The organism is Methylobacterium sp. Leaf106, assembly GCF_001422895.1.
Classification (GTDB): Bacteria; Pseudomonadota; Alphaproteobacteria; order Rhizobiales; family Beijerinckiaceae; genus Methylobacterium; species Methylobacterium bullatum.
Genome location: NZ_LMNB01000017.1, coordinates 1 through 16,075, shown reverse-complemented (window position 1 = coordinate 16,075; position 16,075 = coordinate 1). Strand labels below are relative to the sequence as shown.

Sequence of the window (16,075 nt, the reverse complement as noted above, 5' to 3'; positions counted from 1 at the left end):
CTCGTCAGCCTGCCGACCCTGGCAGCCTGATCAAACCACCGGCCCTACCGGTGATCGGGGTGGCTCTATGAAGCTACACCACGCCAGGGGACACGACCCAGAGCGGCTTGCCACCGGCCGTCCCAGGGATGCGCGCGACCAGTGTTGGTCGGTCCTTGGCAAATTCGTAGCTGGTGACGTTGAACCCGTGTTCGGTCAGCAGCCGGGCAATGAACTCGGAACATTCCTTCTCCTCGCCCGGAGGATTGATCGATCGGAACTGGATGAGCTGCTTCGAGAGTTCGAGACCGTTCAGGGGCATTGCTGCTTCCACGTGAAGTTTCGCGTCGTTGCCGGACGCGAGTTCGAGGTACCCATGTTAGACGATGAAGATCCCGCGTCTTCATCAAGAATGGCCGCTATCGGGAAGGACCCAAGGCTGGTCGGACGACCGGCAAGGGACGAGATCCGCCCGTCCGCTCTACGACCGAACAGGGTGGTTTTCTGCCTGCCCGGTCTCGGAGCGCAAAACACAAGAAACAGACGGTGGCTCGGGCCACAAGGGGCCGTAACACTCCATCGTAGCCACTCGACGGGGGCCGGTGAGTGCTCTCAGCGATGACGCATGCCCTTGCCAAGGAACCAGACCCAAGGAGAATTACGATTAACGCGGTCGACCCGGGGCCGGAGGCGATCGAACTGTTCCTCAGCGGCAGACCGAGGAGCAGGTTGTACAAGGGACGAGAATGATCCCGCTCGGTTGCTTGAGCGAACCCAGCGACATCTCCGCCGCTATCGCGTTTCTGGTCGGACCGGACGGCAGTTGGGTGAACGGCCCGATTCTACGTGCCAACGGCGGTGCGGTCTGAGCGCAACGGCGCCTGCCTACAGCCCTGATCATCCGAACATTCAGTCCCTACCGCTCCTAGCGAAGGGGCTAAGCGAGACGCGCGCCGCCTCTCGCAGGGCCTCGCGATTGGCCTTGGACGACGCGATGACGCCCATGCCGGAGGCTACCGTCGACAGGAATCGCGCTAGCGCCGCAGTATCCGCGTCCTCCGGCAGATCGCCGTCAGCCTTTGCCTGGACGAAGCGCACGAGGAGCTCCGTCGCTGCGCCGAACAGAGTCATCGTTGATCTACAAGCGAACTGGCAACCTGCGCGCGGTGCGGATTCTGCTCGGGCGTTCGAAGATCGAAAGTTCGGTACGCTACCTCGATATGTACGTCGAAGACGCGCTCGCTCTAGTAGAAGGGAGCGAAATCAGAGAGCTGGCCACCTCGGCGGCAATGCTGAGGGGGTCTCCGAAGCCGTTAGGCCGATCACGGCCATGGCTGTCGCTCGACCATGCTGGCATTGGCCATGAGGTAGAGGAGGCGACACGGACACGCGCCTTCTCGCGCACACTGACCCACCGGGTTCCTGGAAGGCGCTTGTCCGCCGGCGCGATCACTCATAGCTCTCGACTATGACCAAGATCCCTTTCGACAACAGCTACGTCCGCTTGCCGGTCCGCTTCTTCGTCCGCCGCGCCCCGACACCCGTCGCAGCCCCGTGCCTGATCCGTTTGAACCGCGCGCTGGCGGCGAACCTCGGCATGGACCCGGATTGGCTCGCCGGCCCCGATGGGGTGGGGATGCTCGCGGGGAACAGCGTCCCTGAAGGCGCCGATCCGATCGCCATGGCTTACGCCGGGCACCAGTTCGGCAACTTCGTGCCGCAGCTTGGTGACGGGCGCGCCGTTCTGTTCGGCGAGGTCGTCGACCGTGACGGGCAGCGCCGCGACATCCAGCTCAAGGGCGCGGGCCCGACCCCGTTCTCACGCCGCGGCGACGGCCGGGCGGCGCTTGGGCCGGTGCTGCGCGAGTACCTCGTGAGCGAGGCCATGGCCGCGCTCGGTATCCCCACCACGCGGGCGTTGGCGGCGGTGGCCACCGGCGAGTTGGTCGTGCGTGAGACCCGGTTGCCCGGGGCGGTGCTCGCCCGCGTGGCGGCCAGCCACATCCGGGTCGGCACCTTCCAGTACTTTGCCGCCAGGGGCGACGCCGAGGCGGTACGGGCGCTCGCCGACCACGCCCTTGCCCGGCACTATCCCGAGGCGTCCTCCGCGGAACACCCCTACCGGGCATTGCTCGACGGCGTCGTCGCCCGCCAGGCGGACCTCGTGGCGGCTTGGCTCCTCGTCGGCTTCGTCCACGGGGTGATGAACACCGACAACATGTCGGTGGTCGGCGAGACGATCGACTACGGTCCCTGCGCCTTCCTCGACACCTACGACCCTCGCAGGAGCTTCAGCTCGATCGATGCGCACGGGCGCTACGCCTACGGCCAACAGCCGGGGATCGCATTGTGGAACCTGACCCGTCTGGCCGAGGCCTTGCTACCGCTGCTGGCCGAGGACGAGGGGGAGGGGATCAATGCGGCCGAGGCGGCGCTCGCCGGGTTCAGCCCGCGCTTCGAGAAAGCGTATCACGATGGCCTTGCGCACAAGCTCGGGCTGTCCGCGGACCGGGACGGAACCGTCGCGCTTGCGGACGACTTGCTGGCGCGGATGGCGAAGAACCAAGCTGACTTCACCCTGACCTTCCGCCGCCTCTGCGACGCGGCCGAGCGGCCGGAGGCGGATGTCGGGGTGCGCGACCTGTTTGTCGACCCGACCGAGTACGACGCCTGGGCCGTACGCTGGCGGAAGCTATTGGCCGAGGGGGGACGGAACCCCGCCGCGACGGCGGCAGCGATGCGCGCGGTCAACCCGGTCTTCATCCCGCGCAACCACCACGTCGAGGCGATGATCGCGGCGGCGGTCGAGCGAGGCGACTTCGGTCCGTTCGAGGAGCTGTTGGCGGTGCTGTCGCGCCCCTACGACGACCAGCCCGCCCACGCCCGCTACGCCGAGGCGCCCGAGGGCGGCGGGGCGGAATACCGTACGTTCTGCGGCACGTGAATGCGCGCCGGCCTCCTAATCACCCCACGATCGTCAGCCGACTCTAGGGCTCGGAAACCAGTTCCCATGGAAGCCCGGCGGGATCCGGTGCCCGAGACGGACCGTGGCGAGGGGCGGCGCCTCGAACGTATGCGCGTCGAGGACGGTGAGGTCCGTTGTGTCGCTCGCCGTGTCAACGATGAGCCACTCCTCTTGCTCTCCGCTCGCCGGCACGAACTAGGCGCCGTAGCAAACTTCCACTTTGAACCTTGGGCAACCCTCGTCTGCGCCGTGAGGGCGCAGTTGGATTCTCACGGAGGACACGTCCGATCAACCCTGGGCAAAACGAAGCTTGGGAGCCGCTGCGAACAATGCCTGCGTGTAGGCGTGGCGCGGGTTGGCGAAGAGTGCGGCGGTTGCCCCTTCCTCGACGATTCGTCCGCCGAGCATGACCACGAGGCGGTCGCAAAGGCGTGCGGCCACGCGCAGGTCGTGTGTGATGAACAGGATCGAGAGGTTCAGACGCTCGCGGATATCCTCCAGCAATTCCAGCACTTGGCGCTGCACCGAGACGTCAAGGGCCGACACGGCCTCGTCCGCGATGAGCACATCGGGTTCCATGGCCAATGCCCGCGCAATGGCGATGCGCTGGCGCTGGCCGCCGGAGAATTCGTGCGGATAGCGGTCGAGGGCGCCGGCATCGAGATGGACGAGATCGAGGAGGCGCGTCGCGCGCGCCCAAGCCGCCTCTTTCGACAGACCGTAGTTCATTGGTCCCTCGATGATCGACTGCCCCACCGTCCGGCGTGGATTGAGCGAGCGGTAGGGATCCTGGAATACCATCTGGACGCGACGCCGATAGGGGCGAAGTTCCCGCGTCGGCAACAGAGCGATGTCGTCGCCACCGATGCGGATATGACCGGCGGACGGATCGACGAAGCGGGCGACGCAGCGCGCCAGGGTCGATTTGCCCGAACCCGATTCTCCCACGATGCCGAGGGTTTCCCCCGTTTGCAGCGCCAGGCGGACGCCGTCCAGGGCCGTAACCGCGCGGCCGCCACCGAAAAGACCGCGTCCGCCATAGGTCTTGGTGAGATCGCGCACGGCGAGGATCGGCGCCGAAGGCTGCCGGCGTGGCCGGGGAGGCGGCGGCTCGGCCCGGGGAACCGCCGCGATGAGCATGCGGGTATAGGCGTCGCGCGGCCGGGTGAGCACGTCATCGACGCTGCCCTCCTCCACGAGACGCCCCTTCTGCATCACCACTACCCGGTCGGCGATCTGGGAGACGACGCCGAAATCGTGGGTGATGAACAGGATGCCAGCATTGCGGCGGGCTTGGAGTTCCTTGAGCAGCCTGAGGATCTGCGCCTGGGTGGTGACGTCGAGCGCGGTGGTCGGCTCGTCGGCGATGATCAGGGCCGGGTCGTTGGCGAGCGCCATGGCGATCATCACGCGCTGGCGCTGGCCACCGGAGAGTTGGTGCGGGTAGGCCTTCGCGAGGCTCGGCGGATCGGGCAGGTGGACATCGCCGAGAAGGTCGAGGACGCGGCGACGCCGCGCCTCGCGGCCGCTTCGGCTGGAATGCGCTTCCAGCATCTCGGCGATCTGGTCGCCGACCTTCAGCACAGGGTTCAGGGCCGTCATCGGCTCCTGGAACACCATGGCCATGCGGCTGCCGCGCAGGGCGCGCAGGCGCGCAGGGCCGACCTTCAGCACGTCCTCACCCTGCAACAGGACCTGCCCGGCGGATGGCGAGAGGTTCGGCGGCAGGAGCCCCATCACCGCGCTCGCGGTGACGGATTTGCCCGAGCCCGATTCACCGACGACGCAGACGATCTCGTTCGGACCGACGCTGAGCGACAGGCCCTCAATGGCGTTGGTCCGGTCGGCGCCCCGAGGCAGCGGAACGGTGAGGCCGGTGATGGACAGGACAGGTTCCACGCTCGCCGAGGCTCCCGTCATCGCAAGATTTCTCTCATCGCAGGGCTCCGAAGCGGCGCGCGGTGCGCGGGTCGAGGGCGTCGCGCAGGCCGTCGCCGATGATGTTGACGGCGAGTACCGTGGCGGCGACGCAGAGGCCCGGGAACAGGATCACCCAGGGCGCGATCTGGAACGATTGGCGCCCCTCGGCCATGATGTTGCCCCAGCTCGGAATCTCGGTGGGGATGCCGGCGCCGAGGAAACTGAGGATCGCCTCGGTCAGGATCGCCGAGGCGCAGACATAGGTGCCCTGGACGATCAGCGGCGCGATGGTGTTGGGCAAGACGTGGCGGATCAGCAGCATCGGCAGGCGGGTGCCGGCACCGATGGCGGCCTCGACATAGGGCTCCGAGCGCACCGACAGAACGACGCTGCGCACGAGGCGCGCCATCCTCGGGATCTCGGGAATGGCGATGGCGACGATCACCGTGCCGATGCCGGCTCCCGACAGGGTCACCATGGCAATGGCGAGGAGGATCGACGGGATCGCCATGATGCCGTCCATGATCCGCATCACCACCGCGTCCAGGCGGCGCAGGTAGCCCGCCACGAGCCCGATGAACAGACCGATGAGTACAGCGGCGGCGGCCACCGAGAAACCGATGGTGAGCGATACCTGGGCGCCGTAGACGACACGGGTCCAGACGTCGCGCCCAAACGCGTCGGTGCCGAGCCAGGCTACGCTCGAAGGTGGTTTCAGGCGAAGGCGGGGCCGCAGCAGGATCGGGTCGCCGGTCCAGAGGAAAGGTGCTGCCAGCGCCGCGAGCCCGACGACCAGCAGGACGGCGAGCCCGAAGAGCACGCCCGGATGGCGCAGCGCCGGTGGCAGCATCGCGAGCCGTGCGGCCAGGGGGGAGGGGATGGGGGATTGCACCGTCCGATCCTCGCCGCTCAATAGCGTATCCTCGGATCGAACAGCAGGTAGGACAGGTCGATGGCGAGATTGACCACCACGTAGAGGGCGGAGAACAGCAGGATCACGCCCTGGATGACCGGATAGTCGCGGGCGAGCACCGAATCGACGGTGAGGCGGCCGAGGCCGGGCAGGTTGAAGACGCTTTCGGTGACGACGACGCCGCTGATGAGGAGCGCGATGCCCAACCCGATCACCGAGATCACCGGCACCGCCGCGTTGCGCAGGGCATGGCGCCACAGCACCTGCGTCTCGCCGATCCCCTTGGCGCGGGCGGTGCGGATGTAGTCCTCGCCCAGAACCTCCAGCACGCTGGAGCGCGTGGTCCTGGCGATGAGGGCGATGTAGATCACCGAGAGGGTGAGGGTCGGCAGGATCAGCCGCGACAGGAACGGCCAGACGCCTTCGGTGATGCTGACATAGCCTTGCACCGGCAGGAGCCGCAGCTGCATGGCGAAGCCGAAGATGAGGAGATAGCCGAGGACGAAGACCGGAATCGAGAAGCCGAGCACCGAGACCGCCATCACCGCCCGGTCGACCCAGGTGCCGTGCCACCACGCTGCCAGCACCCCGAGGGGGACCGCCACGAGGACGGCAAAGACGATGGTGGTGGTGGCCAACGCCAGCGTCGGCTCGATCCGCTCCAGAATGAGCTTTGCGACGGGCTGGTTCGATATGATCGACGAGCCGAGATCGCCATGAAGCAGACGGCCGATCCAGGACAGGAACTGGGTCAGGATCGGCTGGTCCAGGCCGAGCCGCGCCCGGATCGCAGCGATCTGGTCGGGGCTCGCGGCATCCCCCGCGAGGATGGCGGCGGGATCACCCGGCGCCAGCCGCAGCAGCAGGAACACGATGACCGCCACCACGCCCATGACGGGAAGCGTGGCGGCGAGACGTCCGGCGAGAAAGCGACCCATTCAGATCTCCGGGTTCTCGGATCGAGGTGCGGTTCCCTCCCTTTCCGTGGGAGAGCGGAGGCCGTGCGGACGTCACTTCTTCTCGATGTTCCAGAACACCGGCGCGGGGGCTTCGAGGACGCCCTTGAGCTTGGGGCCGGCCGCCAACGGGCTGATGAACTGGCCGGTCGGGTAATACATTCCGATCGCGTAGGCCCGCTCCTGCACCATCTTGGCGATGGCGACCTGCTTGGCCGGGTCGATCTCCAGGGCGTAGGCGTCGCGCATCTTCTCGATCTCCGCATCCTCGGCCCAGCCGAAGAAGCCGCCGTTGCGGCCGCGCGCGTTGACGCCGACATTGCTCACCGGGTTCAGCATGTCGGCGTTGACCCAGGTCGTGTGAAAGATGTTCCAGCCGCCCTGGTCCACCGGATCCTGCTTGGCACGGCGTCCCACCAAGGTCTGCCAATCCATCGATTGTAGATCGACGTTCATGCCGATCTTGCGCAGCGCCTGGGCGGTCACCGGCCCCAGCGGCGCGGCGATGGCGAGGTCCGTCGGCTGCATCACGACGATGGGCTTCCCGTCATAGCCGCCCTCCTTCAGCAGTTGCTTGGCGCGAGCGAGATCGGTCTTGGGCGCACCGGCATCGGTGGCGTTGGGCGTGTTGCAGACGAACATTGCGAGACACGGCACCATGTAGTCCGGGTCGCCGATCTGGGCGTCGAGGTAATCCTGCTGGTTGACGGCCAGCAGCACGGCCTGGCGAATCTTCTCGTTGTCGAAGGGCGGGTTGACCCAGTTCATCCGGAGCATTCCAGAGACACCGAGCGTATTGTAGTTGATGATCTGCACACCCGCCCCTGCCTTCAGGATAGGCAAGAAGTCATGTGGCGGCTGCTCGATGTAATCGATCTCGCCGTTGATGAGGGCGTTCACGGCAGTCTGATAGTCGGGGATGTTGAGCCACTCGACCCGGTCGACCTTCACCACCTTCGCGCCGGAGGTCCAGCTCGGCGCCTCGCTGCGTGGCACGTAATCGGGGTTCTTTTCGTAGACCACCTTCAAACCGGGCTGGAACTCGGCCTTGACGAAGCGAAACGGGCCGGAGCCGATTTCCTCCGGCACGTTCTTGTCCGCCGGTGTTTCGGCGATGCGCTTGGGCATGATGAACGGCACGTTCGAGGACGGCTTGCCCAGGGAGGTGAGAACGAGGCCGTAGGGCTGTTTCAGCTTGAGGGTGAAGGTCTTGTCGTCCACCGCGTCGAGGGAGGCGGTGTAGGCCATGAGTTTCTGGCCCATGCTGTCGCGCTTGCCCCAGCGTTGCAGCGAGGCGATGCAATCGGCCGACGTCACCGGGGTGCCGTCGTGGAACTTTAGCCCGTCGCGCAAGGTGAAGGTGTAGGTCAGCGTGTCGTCGCTGACGCTGTAATCCTTCACCATCTGCGGCTGGACCTTGAAGGTCGCATCGGTGGCGAACAACGTGTCGTAGATCATGTAGCCGTGATTACGGGCGATGTAGGCGGTGGTGATGATCGGGTCGGTGATCCGCAGGCCCGAATGCATCACGGCGCGGATGGTGACCGGCTTGGCCTGCGCCATCGCCTCGCTCGTGACGGCTCCGCCCGCCATCGCAGCGAGGGCCAGCGCCGCCCGGAAACCCGTCCTGAACACCTTGTCCATGGAATTCCTCCCCAACGCCGCGATGCGGCTCTCATGACGAAGTGTATGCAGGATGCAGGCCGTTACCGTCCGTCGAGCGTCATCATCAGGCCCGCCAGCAGCCTGGCGCGATGCGGCAGCGAGGCGGTGAGCACATGCTCGTCCAGGGTATGGTAGCCGGCGCCGCAGGGGCCGAGACCGTCGAGGGTCGGGATGCCGAGATTGCCGGTGAAATTGCCGTCGGAGCCGCCGCCGAAACTCTCATGTGGGAGGGCCGAGCCGAGGTCGCCGGCGATCGTCCGGGCGGTCTCGTAGAGCGCCATGGTCCCGGCATCGGGCTCCCAGACCGGGCGGGTGACACCGCGTGTCACCGTGAAGGCTACGCCGTCCGCCTCTCCGGATAGGGCGAGCATCCGCAGGACGCCACGGTCGAGATCGCCCTGGCGCTTGGCCATGCTCAGCACCTCGGCCCGGCAGGTGGTGGCGACACAATTCACCCATTGCCCGCCCTGGACGATGCCGACGCTGAAGGTGCAATCGGCATCCGACATCGCCTCGATGGCGATGATCTGCTGCGCCATGGCCCGGATGGCCGAGCGGCCGTCCCCGAGACGTGCTCCAGCATGGCTCGGGCGGCCGGTGGCGGTGAGATCGAAGCGGGCGATGGCGTAGCGCCCCGTGAGCACCCCACCCCCCGGCTGGCCGGGCTCCGGCACCAGCACGCAGCGGTGCCGGGACGCCTCCGCCTCGATCATGTCGCGGGTCGAGGGGCTTCCCACCTCCTCGTCGCTCGTGAACAGGAAAGTGATCGGGAGCGGTGTCTCGACGGCGGCTTTGCGCAAAGCCTTCACGGCTTCGAGGGCGATGAAGTTGCCCCCCTTCATGTCGAGGATGCCCGGGCCGTAGCAGCGATCGCCTTCCACCCGCCAGGGGAGGGCGGCCAGGGTGCCGAGGGGATGGACCGTGTCGAGATGACCGAGCACGAGGATGCCCGGCTCGTCCCGGCGCGGATGTGGGAATCGGGCGCGGACGCAATCGCCGAAGCCCATGTGTCCGGGGATCGACTCCACCGCCGCGCCGGCCATGGCGAGATCGCGGGCGGCAACGCCCATCATTCGGTTTACCGCCGCCCTATCATGGGTCGGGCTCTCACACTCGATCCACGGGCGAAGGCCGGCGAGAAGGTCGCCGAGATCGAACGGAAGGTCGTTCAGAGCGAAATCATCGAGAACCATCGATCAATCCTGTGCGAACGGGTCGGCGATGCGGGGCCAGTAGGCCGGGTCGCGTTTGGTGTAGGCGATCGCTCCGTAATCCGGTGGAACCGCACCGGGGGCGGCGACGTAGCGAACCTCGCTGGCGATGGGGGCGAAGGCCGCGTGGAAGTGCTGCATCGATTTCACCACGACGATGCGCTTGTCGTCGAGAGTGAGGCCGAGGCCGGTATAGGCATCCGGGGCGAAGGGCTGCTGGCGCTGCGAGGCCAAAACGATATGGATACCGTCCGCCTCGATCCAGGCGCAGGGACCGAGTTGGGCGCGCCCGCCGCTGAGGCCACCCTGGCTATGAGACTCGGAGAGCCCGCGCACGGTGATGCGCAGGTCGAGGGGATCGCCGGAGGTGACACCGCACTTGCCCGCGATGCGCAGATCGAACGTGGCGCCGATCCCGGCCTCGTGGCAGATGCCCACCGCGCCCGGATCCCAGTACAGGCCGGTGACGGCGTCGCGGACGCCCCGCTCGACCATCCGGGCAAGAAGGGCAGTGTTATCGGAGGGAGCGCCCGCCCCGGCATTGTCAGCGATGTCGGCGAGCACCATCGGGCGCGGATCGGTGGAGGCCAGTGCCGCGTCGAGAGCGGCGTCGACCGTATCGACCTTTGTCGCGGCATCCCCCCGCATCGCCCAGATCTCGGCAGCGAGAGTTCGGGCGAGGGACGCGGCCTTGGCTGTATCGCCGTCGGCCACCACGAGCATCCGGGCACCGACCTCGGCGACGTCTCCCCATGGAAAACCATGTCCGAACGAGGCGGACAGGATGCCGTCCCTGCCCTCCAGCGCCTCCATCCGCCGTACGAACCCGGCGACCGGCTCCGCCGTCGTGCGCCACATATTGACCATGCGGCAATCCTGGATCGCCATGACCGGGCGGATCGTCCCCTCGGCCGTGCCAATTATGAGCGGATAGAGGTCTCGCGCCCGCGCCACGATGTCCGTATGCGGGTATTCCTTATAGATCACGACGACGTCGGCGGCTCGGCGGATCGTCTCGGTCAGATGGCAATGAAGGTCGAGTTCGACCCCGACCGCCACTTTCGGCCCGACCAGGGCGCGGACCCGCTCCAGGGTATCGCCCTCGCAATCGTCATAGCCTTGCGCGACCATGGCGCCGTGCATGAACAGCAGCACCGCATCCACCGGCAGCGCCGCTTCGAGATCGGACAACAGAGTATCGCGCAAGTCTTCGTAGACCGCGCGCAGGGTAATGCCCCCGGGCTGGGCGAAGGTGGACAGGCTTTCGACCACGATGTGCCCGTCGCTCTCGGCCATTTCGCGCCAGGCCTTGAGGCCGATATTGCTCAGGCTCGGCGGTCCCAGGCTCCCATCGCGGCGGGCGTAATCGGCGAGGAAGGCTCCCCTGCCCGTGGGCAGGGGAGCGAAGGTGTTCGTCTCGGTGGCGAGGCCGGCGATGAAGATCTTCACGTGCGCGGCAACTCCTGGCTGGGTCGAAGGGTCTGGCTGGGTCGAAGGGTCTGGCTGGGTCGAAGGGTGATGATGCTCTCCGTGGCCGCGTCCACGGCCTTGCGGGAATAGAGCAGGGGCACCGTCTCGCCCGCCGCCCAGGACACGGCATGGTCCGCGTAATGGCGGCTGTCGAGGCGGCCCGACTGGCCCGGCGCGTTCACGAACACGCTGGCGTCCCAGTCGCCCACATCGACGACTATGCGGAACGAAGCGCCCGTGGTGAGGGCACCGTCATGGGGGCGGTAATCCGCATGCATCACGGAAGCCGCCGAACCGCCGACGGGCAGCGGACCGATATTCTCGCTGGCCGCGCCGCCGATGCCGGCGAGGGGATGCCGGAAGGATCCATGATGGAACCGGCCCCATTCCCATCCGGCGGGATCGGCACCGAACCGCGCCTCGCAATCGAGCCAGGCCGAGGCGAGGGCGCGGGTGACGAGCGCCGTGCGCGTCGCTTCGTCGAGGTTCGGGTGACCATGGTCGAGCGCGTCGAGCAGGGTCTCCGTGTCACCGGGCCGGAACAGGTCTGCATCGGCCGGCTCGGGCGCCAGGGCGGTGACGAGGGCCGGGCGCAGGTGCCGGACCCAGAGCGTCTCGATGAGGCCGGCGGCGGCGCTCCCCGCATGCAGGTAGCCGTCGAAACCGACGAGCAGGTGGATGGCGGCGCGGGACTCAGCATCGTCGGCCGGGGGCAGGGTGGCCACGAGTCGGCCGAGGCGGAGGGCGGGTTCCGAGAAGACGTCGGCCTGCAGGCGGGTCGAGGCGTCGAGCGTATGCCCGGCATCGTCCTCGAGGACGGAGCGGATGCGCCGGGCCCGCCAGGGTTCATGCCACTCGAAGCCCAGCTTGCGCGTCTCGGCCGGATACTCCGCCGGCAGGTTCATCTCGTTCGCGCTGAAGACGAAGCCGGATTCGGGGTCCACATGGTGCGGCAGCACGAAGGGATCGTGGAAACCGGCCCATTCGTAGCGGCCGTCGCCGGGCACCGGGAGCAGCCCGTCCCAGTTCGAGCGCACCGGCGCCTTGCCGGCCATGAACCATGCGATGGTGCCACCGGTATCGGCATAGACCTGGTTGGTGGAGGGTGCCGACCAATCGCGCAGCGCCTCGCGAAATTCCGTCACCGTGCTGACGGCGAGATAGGCGAGGCTGCCGAGATAGGCGGCTGTCCCCGGCTCGGACCAGACCGTCCGCACGGCGAAGGCCTGGCGCCCGGACACATCCTCACAGATCACCGGCCCGTGACGGGTGAAGGCGAGCGTGACCTCCTCGTCGGGGCCGTCGCGCACCGGAATGCGCTCGACGACCCGCGCCATCGCCTCCCAGCCCGTTCCATAGCGGTAGAGGCCGGGATCGTCCGGGTGGGTCTCGTAGACGAACAGGTCTTCCTGATCGATCGGCGCGATGGTGAGGCTGAAGGCGGCGGTGCCGTTATGGCCGATGGAGATGCCCGGCAGCGCCGGTTCTCCGGCTCCGATCACGTCGAGCCCCGGCGCGGTCAGATGAACGACGTAGCGGAGGGAGGGAAGCTGGTAGGCGCGATGCGGGTCGCTCGCCAGGATCGGGCGACCGGTGGCGGTCCGTGTCCCCGAGACCGCCCAGTTGTTCGAACCTTCGCTGGCCTCCGCCGGCGCCACGACAGGTTGGCGACCCGAGCGATGGACGGCGCCGAACACATCGACCTCGCTCCATGCCCAGCCATCGGCGCGTTGGGCGGCGAGGCGGGCCGGATCGAAGCTCACCAGCGCAGTGGCGAGACGGAAGACGGTGAGGAGTTCTTCGGGTAGACGCTCGGGCGCCAATCCCTCCGGAATCACGGGATCGTGGGTCGGGCTCAATGCCTTGCGCAGGACATCCGTCGCAAGGCCGCAACGCGCCAGGACACGGGCGCGGGCGACTTCCGAGGCGACGTTGCGCACGAGGGCATGGCTGCGGATCCGCACCACGTCCTCCGCATTCCAAAAGGCGGGCCGCGTCCCCATGGAAGCGAATTCCGGCGGCAGTAGATCGTCCCGCTCACGCGCCAGGCCAATGAACGCGTTGAGCCCACGGACGAAGGCCTCGACAATGCCCTTTGCGCGGGGATGGCCATATGCCGCCCATTCAGCATCCATGTCCCCGCGATACAGGAACAGCCGCGCGGCCCGATCCTGGGCGAGGTAGCCCGGACCGAAATCGGCGGCGAGCAGGCCCAATCCGCGCTTGCGCCACAGGTCGAGCTGCCAGAGACGGTCGCGACCCGCATTGAACCCCTGCACGAGGAACGCATCGTCCTGCGATTCCGCCCGGATATGGGCGACGCCCCATCTGTCGAGGCGGATCTCGGCGGGCGCAGCCAATCCTTCGATGGAGAAGGCAGGGCCGTCCAAGCTCGGTGGCGCCACCATCAGCGCGGATTCCATCGGCGCGGCTTCGGACAGTGTTGTCGGCCTGCGGCACGCATCATGTATGCAATTCCATCCTGTATTCGGCGTGCTGGCAAGCCGTGCGCCAACCTGGAGTGATGGGATGAGCGGGACTTCTCCGATGCCGAGTCTGCCGCAGGGCGGGATCGTCGGCCTCGACGCGACACGGATGATGGCGGCGATCCGCGACCGACACATCTCCTGCCGGGAGGTGATGGAGGCTCATCTCGATCGCATCGCGCTGGTGAACGGGCGAGTGAACGCCATCGTGTCCCTGCGTGACCGGGGGGAGCTTCTAACCGAGGCCGACGCGGCCGATGCCGACCTTCGGCGCGGGCTGTGGCGCGGGCCGATGCATGGATTGCCCCACGCGGTGAAGGACTTGGCGCCGACGCGCGGACTTCGCACCACTTTCGGCTCACCGATCTTCGCGGATCATGTTCCGAACGAAGATGCTCTATTCGTCGAGCGCCTGCGCGCGGCGGGGGCGATCCTCATCGGCAAGACGAACGTCTCCGAGTTCGGCCTTGGCTCGCATAGCTACAACCCCGTCTGGGGCACCACGCTCAACGCCTATGATCCCGCTCTAAGTGCTGGCGGAAGCTCGGGCGGCGCCGCTGTCGCAACGGCCCTCCGCATGGTGCCCATGGCCGATGGCAGCGATTTCGCCGGCTCCCTCCGCAACCCTGCCGGCTGGAACGGTATCTTCGGGTTCCGGCCTTCCCAGGGCAGGATCCCATCGCTGCCGGGCCCGGAGGGCTATCTCCAGCAGCTCGCCACGGACGGTCCCATGGCGCGGACCATCGCCGATCTCGCCCTCCTTTTATCGGTGATGAGCGGGCCAGATCCCCGCGCACCCCTTTCCCTGGCGGAGCCGGGCCTCGCTGCCGAGTTGCCGCCGGGCAGAGCGGAGGGTGCCCGCATCGGCTGGCTCGGCGATTTCGTCGGTGCTCTTCCCCTGGAAGACGGTATCGTGCCCCTGTCTCAAGCGGGCCTCTCTGCCCTGGAGGCCGCGGGATGCCGCATCGACGAGGCCCGTCTCGGGATCAGTCGGGACGAGATCTGGGCATGCTGGCTGGTCTGGCGCCACGTCCTGGTCGGCAGCCGCTACCGGCCGCTCTATGACGATCTAATCAAACGCGAGCAGATAAAGCCAGAACTGATCTGGGAGATCGAAGGCAGCCTCGGTCTTTCTGCCGACGATCTCTATCGAGCGTCGATGACGCGGACGCGCCTCTACCAGCGCTTCCTTGCGCTCTTCGCCGATTTCGACGCGCTGGCCCTGCCGAGCGCTCAGGTCTTTCCGTTTGCTCAGGCCAAGCCCTGGCCGACGATCATAGCCGGCACGTCCATGGATACGTATCATCGCTGGATGGAAGTGGTGGTACCGGCGACCTTGTCCGGATGCCCCACGATCTGCCTACCGTTAGGTCCATGGGCACCGGACGGACGATCATCGGGGCTGCAACTCATCGGAAGGCCGGGACAGGACAGGGCGCTGCTCTGCATAGCCAGTGCATTTGAGGAAGTAAGTCGGCCATCAGAACGACTTCCTTCATGAAAAGATGAGCATACACAGCAGCGCTGTTTGCCGCCTTCAACGTCCTCGACGGCACCTTGCTCGGCCACTGCACACAGCATCATCGCCACGACACGCTCAACCGCCTCCTTAACAAGATCCAGGGCTTCTTCTCCGGCCTAACCCGTCGGCGCCTGCGACGACATACCTTCACTGCCGTCGTCGACCCGCAGTCGACCATCAACGGAGGCACCGTTCAGCACAACCGAAAGCCAGTATTGGGTTATGAGGAGACGAAGTCATTTTACCGTGCGTTCGAGTCCTGGGAAGGCACACACAAGCGCGCTGGAGAGAGCTTCACGCGTTATGTATTGGAAACAGCTCAATGGCTCCAGATCAGGTGTAGTCCTGCGGAAGGAGCCGTTTCGCCTAGGTCCACTTCCGAGAACACTAAAAATGTCTGATGAACGCCCGGGTTAGGTCGGATGCGGCACGTCCGCTTAAGGGCAGGCGGCGAACTTCTGCTTATGGCGCAAACCCGAAGCTCACGAGCTCCCTTCATTGGCGTACCGGGCCATACACCTAAGGGCTCAGTTTGCAGCGCCATCAACCGCATGCGGCGGTCCGCCACACCAAGAATCAGCGTGGCGCTGTAAATTTCAGGCGGGCCAACTTGAATCCCCTCTGTCGGCTTTCCCGGCCGCAGAGGACACTCGCAATGCCTTCCCCACTCGCCCGCGCCGCGACTTCCCGCTGGGCCCAATCCGCTCGCTGCTCTCCGTCCATCATCGGTTTAGCAACCATCGCGTCTCTGCTCGCATCAAACGCTCACGCGGATCTGAGACTGGAAGGCCGCTTCCAAGGACGTGGCGATGGCCGTCTCGAACTCCAGGTGCTTGCCCTCGACAGAGGCAGTGAGAGCGGCGCGTATCTAGTGATCGCGGATACTGCGAGGTCGTGTCCCCTGGCGTGGTGTAGCTTCATAGAGCCACCCCGATCACCGGTAGGGCCGGTGGTTTGATCAGGCTGCCAGGGTCGGCAGGCTGACGAG

General features: G+C 66.7%; 11 protein-coding genes and 2 pseudogenes. 3 read left to right on the top strand and 10 right to left on the bottom strand.

The features are described from left to right. Positions 1 to 73: 73 nt before the first annotated feature. Complete coding sequence (locus ASF34_RS11670) at positions 74 to 301, bottom strand: hypothetical protein (RefSeq protein WP_056161225.1); 228 nt, start codon at positions 299 to 301, stop codon at positions 74 to 76. Positions 302 to 888: 587 nt separating this feature from the next. Further along, positions 889 to 1,089, bottom strand: a pseudogene (locus ASF34_RS11665) (TetR/AcrR family transcriptional regulator); the annotation flags it as partial. Here ASF34_RS11665 and ASF34_RS23455 point away from each other — a divergent pair. Both ASF34_RS23455 and ASF34_RS11660 read left to right on the top strand, forming a co-directional pair. After that, a pseudogene (locus tag ASF34_RS23455) lies at positions 1,080 to 1,244 on the top strand (integrase); the annotation flags it as partial. The pseudogenes ASF34_RS11665 and ASF34_RS23455 overlap by 10 nt on opposite strands. 203 nt (positions 1,245 to 1,447) lie before the next feature. Beyond that, positions 1,448 to 2,923 carry a protein adenylyltransferase SelO gene (locus ASF34_RS11660; RefSeq protein WP_056161223.1) on the top strand — a complete coding sequence of 492 codons (1,476 nt, stop codon included), beginning with the start codon at positions 1,448 to 1,450 and terminating at the stop codon, positions 2,921 to 2,923. Between the two features lie 33 nt (positions 2,924 to 2,956). Here ASF34_RS11660 and ASF34_RS11655 read toward each other — a convergent pair whose 3' ends face one another. The 8 genes from ASF34_RS11655 to ASF34_RS11620 all read right to left on the bottom strand — a co-directional run bounded on the left by ASF34_RS11655 (position 2,957) and on the right by ASF34_RS11620 (position 13,502). Then, complete coding sequence (locus ASF34_RS11655) at positions 2,957 to 3,136, bottom strand: carotenoid oxygenase family protein (protein ID WP_056161222.1); 180 nt, start codon at positions 3,134 to 3,136, stop codon at positions 2,957 to 2,959. A gap of 96 nt (positions 3,137 to 3,232) precedes the next feature. Then, a complete protein-coding gene (locus ASF34_RS11650) occupies positions 3,233 to 4,864 on the bottom strand; it encodes a dipeptide ABC transporter ATP-binding protein (RefSeq protein ID WP_056161221.1) in 1,632 nt (543 codons plus the stop codon). Positions 4,865 to 4,877: 13 nt separating this feature from the next. Next, positions 4,878 to 5,714 carry an ABC transporter permease gene (locus ASF34_RS11645; protein WP_200913264.1) on the bottom strand — a complete coding sequence of 279 codons (837 nt, stop codon included), beginning with the start codon at positions 5,712 to 5,714 and terminating at the stop codon, positions 4,878 to 4,880. 59 nt (positions 5,715 to 5,773) lie between these two features. Beyond that, a complete protein-coding gene (locus tag ASF34_RS11640) occupies positions 5,774 to 6,715 on the bottom strand; it encodes an ABC transporter permease (protein ID WP_056161219.1) in 942 nt (313 codons plus the stop codon). A gap of 72 nt (positions 6,716 to 6,787) precedes the next feature. Beyond that, on the bottom strand, positions 6,788 to 8,377 hold the full coding sequence (locus tag ASF34_RS11635; RefSeq protein WP_056161218.1) for an ABC transporter substrate-binding protein: 1,590 nt from the start codon (positions 8,375 to 8,377) through the stop codon (positions 6,788 to 6,790). A gap of 62 nt (positions 8,378 to 8,439) precedes the next feature. Beyond that, on the bottom strand, positions 8,440 to 9,591 hold the full coding sequence (locus ASF34_RS11630; RefSeq protein WP_056161217.1) for a M20/M25/M40 family metallo-hydrolase: 1,152 nt from the start codon (positions 9,589 to 9,591) through the stop codon (positions 8,440 to 8,442). Positions 9,592 to 9,594: 3 nt separating this feature from the next. Further along, on the bottom strand, positions 9,595 to 11,058 hold the full coding sequence (locus ASF34_RS11625) for a M81 family metallopeptidase (protein ID WP_056161216.1): 1,464 nt from the start codon (positions 11,056 to 11,058) through the stop codon (positions 9,595 to 9,597). Further along, positions 11,055 to 13,502, bottom strand: coding sequence for a penicillin acylase family protein (locus ASF34_RS11620; RefSeq protein WP_244478974.1), 2,448 nt, complete (start codon positions 13,500 to 13,502; stop codon positions 11,055 to 11,057). Before ASF34_RS11620 ends, ASF34_RS11625 begins: the two co-directional genes overlap by 4 nt. A 106-nt stretch (positions 13,503 to 13,608) precedes the next feature. Between ASF34_RS11620 and ASF34_RS11615 the strand changes: the two genes are divergently transcribed. Next, the gene (locus ASF34_RS11615; protein WP_200913262.1) at positions 13,609 to 15,066 is read left to right on the top strand and encodes an amidase; all 1,458 of its coding nucleotides are present in this window, start codon (positions 13,609 to 13,611) and stop codon (positions 15,064 to 15,066) included. Positions 15,067 to 16,075 lie beyond the last annotated feature (1,009 nt).

Excerpts from the sequence above, each read along its gene's own strand:
- ASF34_RS11635 (WP_056161218.1), bottom strand. The coding sequence starts at position 8,377 with ATGGACAAGGTGTTCAGGACGGGTTTCCGGGCGGCGCTGGCCCTCGCT.
- ASF34_RS11650 (WP_056161221.1), bottom strand. The coding sequence starts at position 4,864 with ATGACGGGAGCCTCGGCGAGCGTGGAACCTGTCCTGTCCATCACCGGC.
- ASF34_RS11670 (WP_056161225.1), bottom strand. The coding sequence starts at position 301 with ATGCCCCTGAACGGTCTCGAACTCTCGAAGCAGCTCATCCAGTTCCGA.
- ASF34_RS11645 (WP_200913264.1), bottom strand. The coding sequence starts at position 5,714 with ATGCTGCCACCGGCGCTGCGCCATCCGGGCGTGCTCTTCGGGCTCGCC.
- ASF34_RS11620 (WP_244478974.1), bottom strand. The coding sequence starts at position 13,502 with ATGGAATCCGCGCTGATGGTGGCGCCACCGAGCTTGGACGGCCCTGCC.
- ASF34_RS11660 (WP_056161223.1), top strand. The coding sequence starts at position 1,448 with ATGACCAAGATCCCTTTCGACAACAGCTACGTCCGCTTGCCGGTCCGC.
- ASF34_RS11640 (WP_056161219.1), bottom strand. The coding sequence starts at position 6,715 with ATGGGTCGCTTTCTCGCCGGACGTCTCGCCGCCACGCTTCCCGTCATG.
- ASF34_RS11615 (WP_200913262.1), top strand. The coding sequence starts at position 13,609 with ATGAGCGGGACTTCTCCGATGCCGAGTCTGCCGCAGGGCGGGATCGTC.
- ASF34_RS11630 (WP_056161217.1), bottom strand. The coding sequence starts at position 9,591 with ATGGTTCTCGATGATTTCGCTCTGAACGACCTTCCGTTCGATCTCGGC.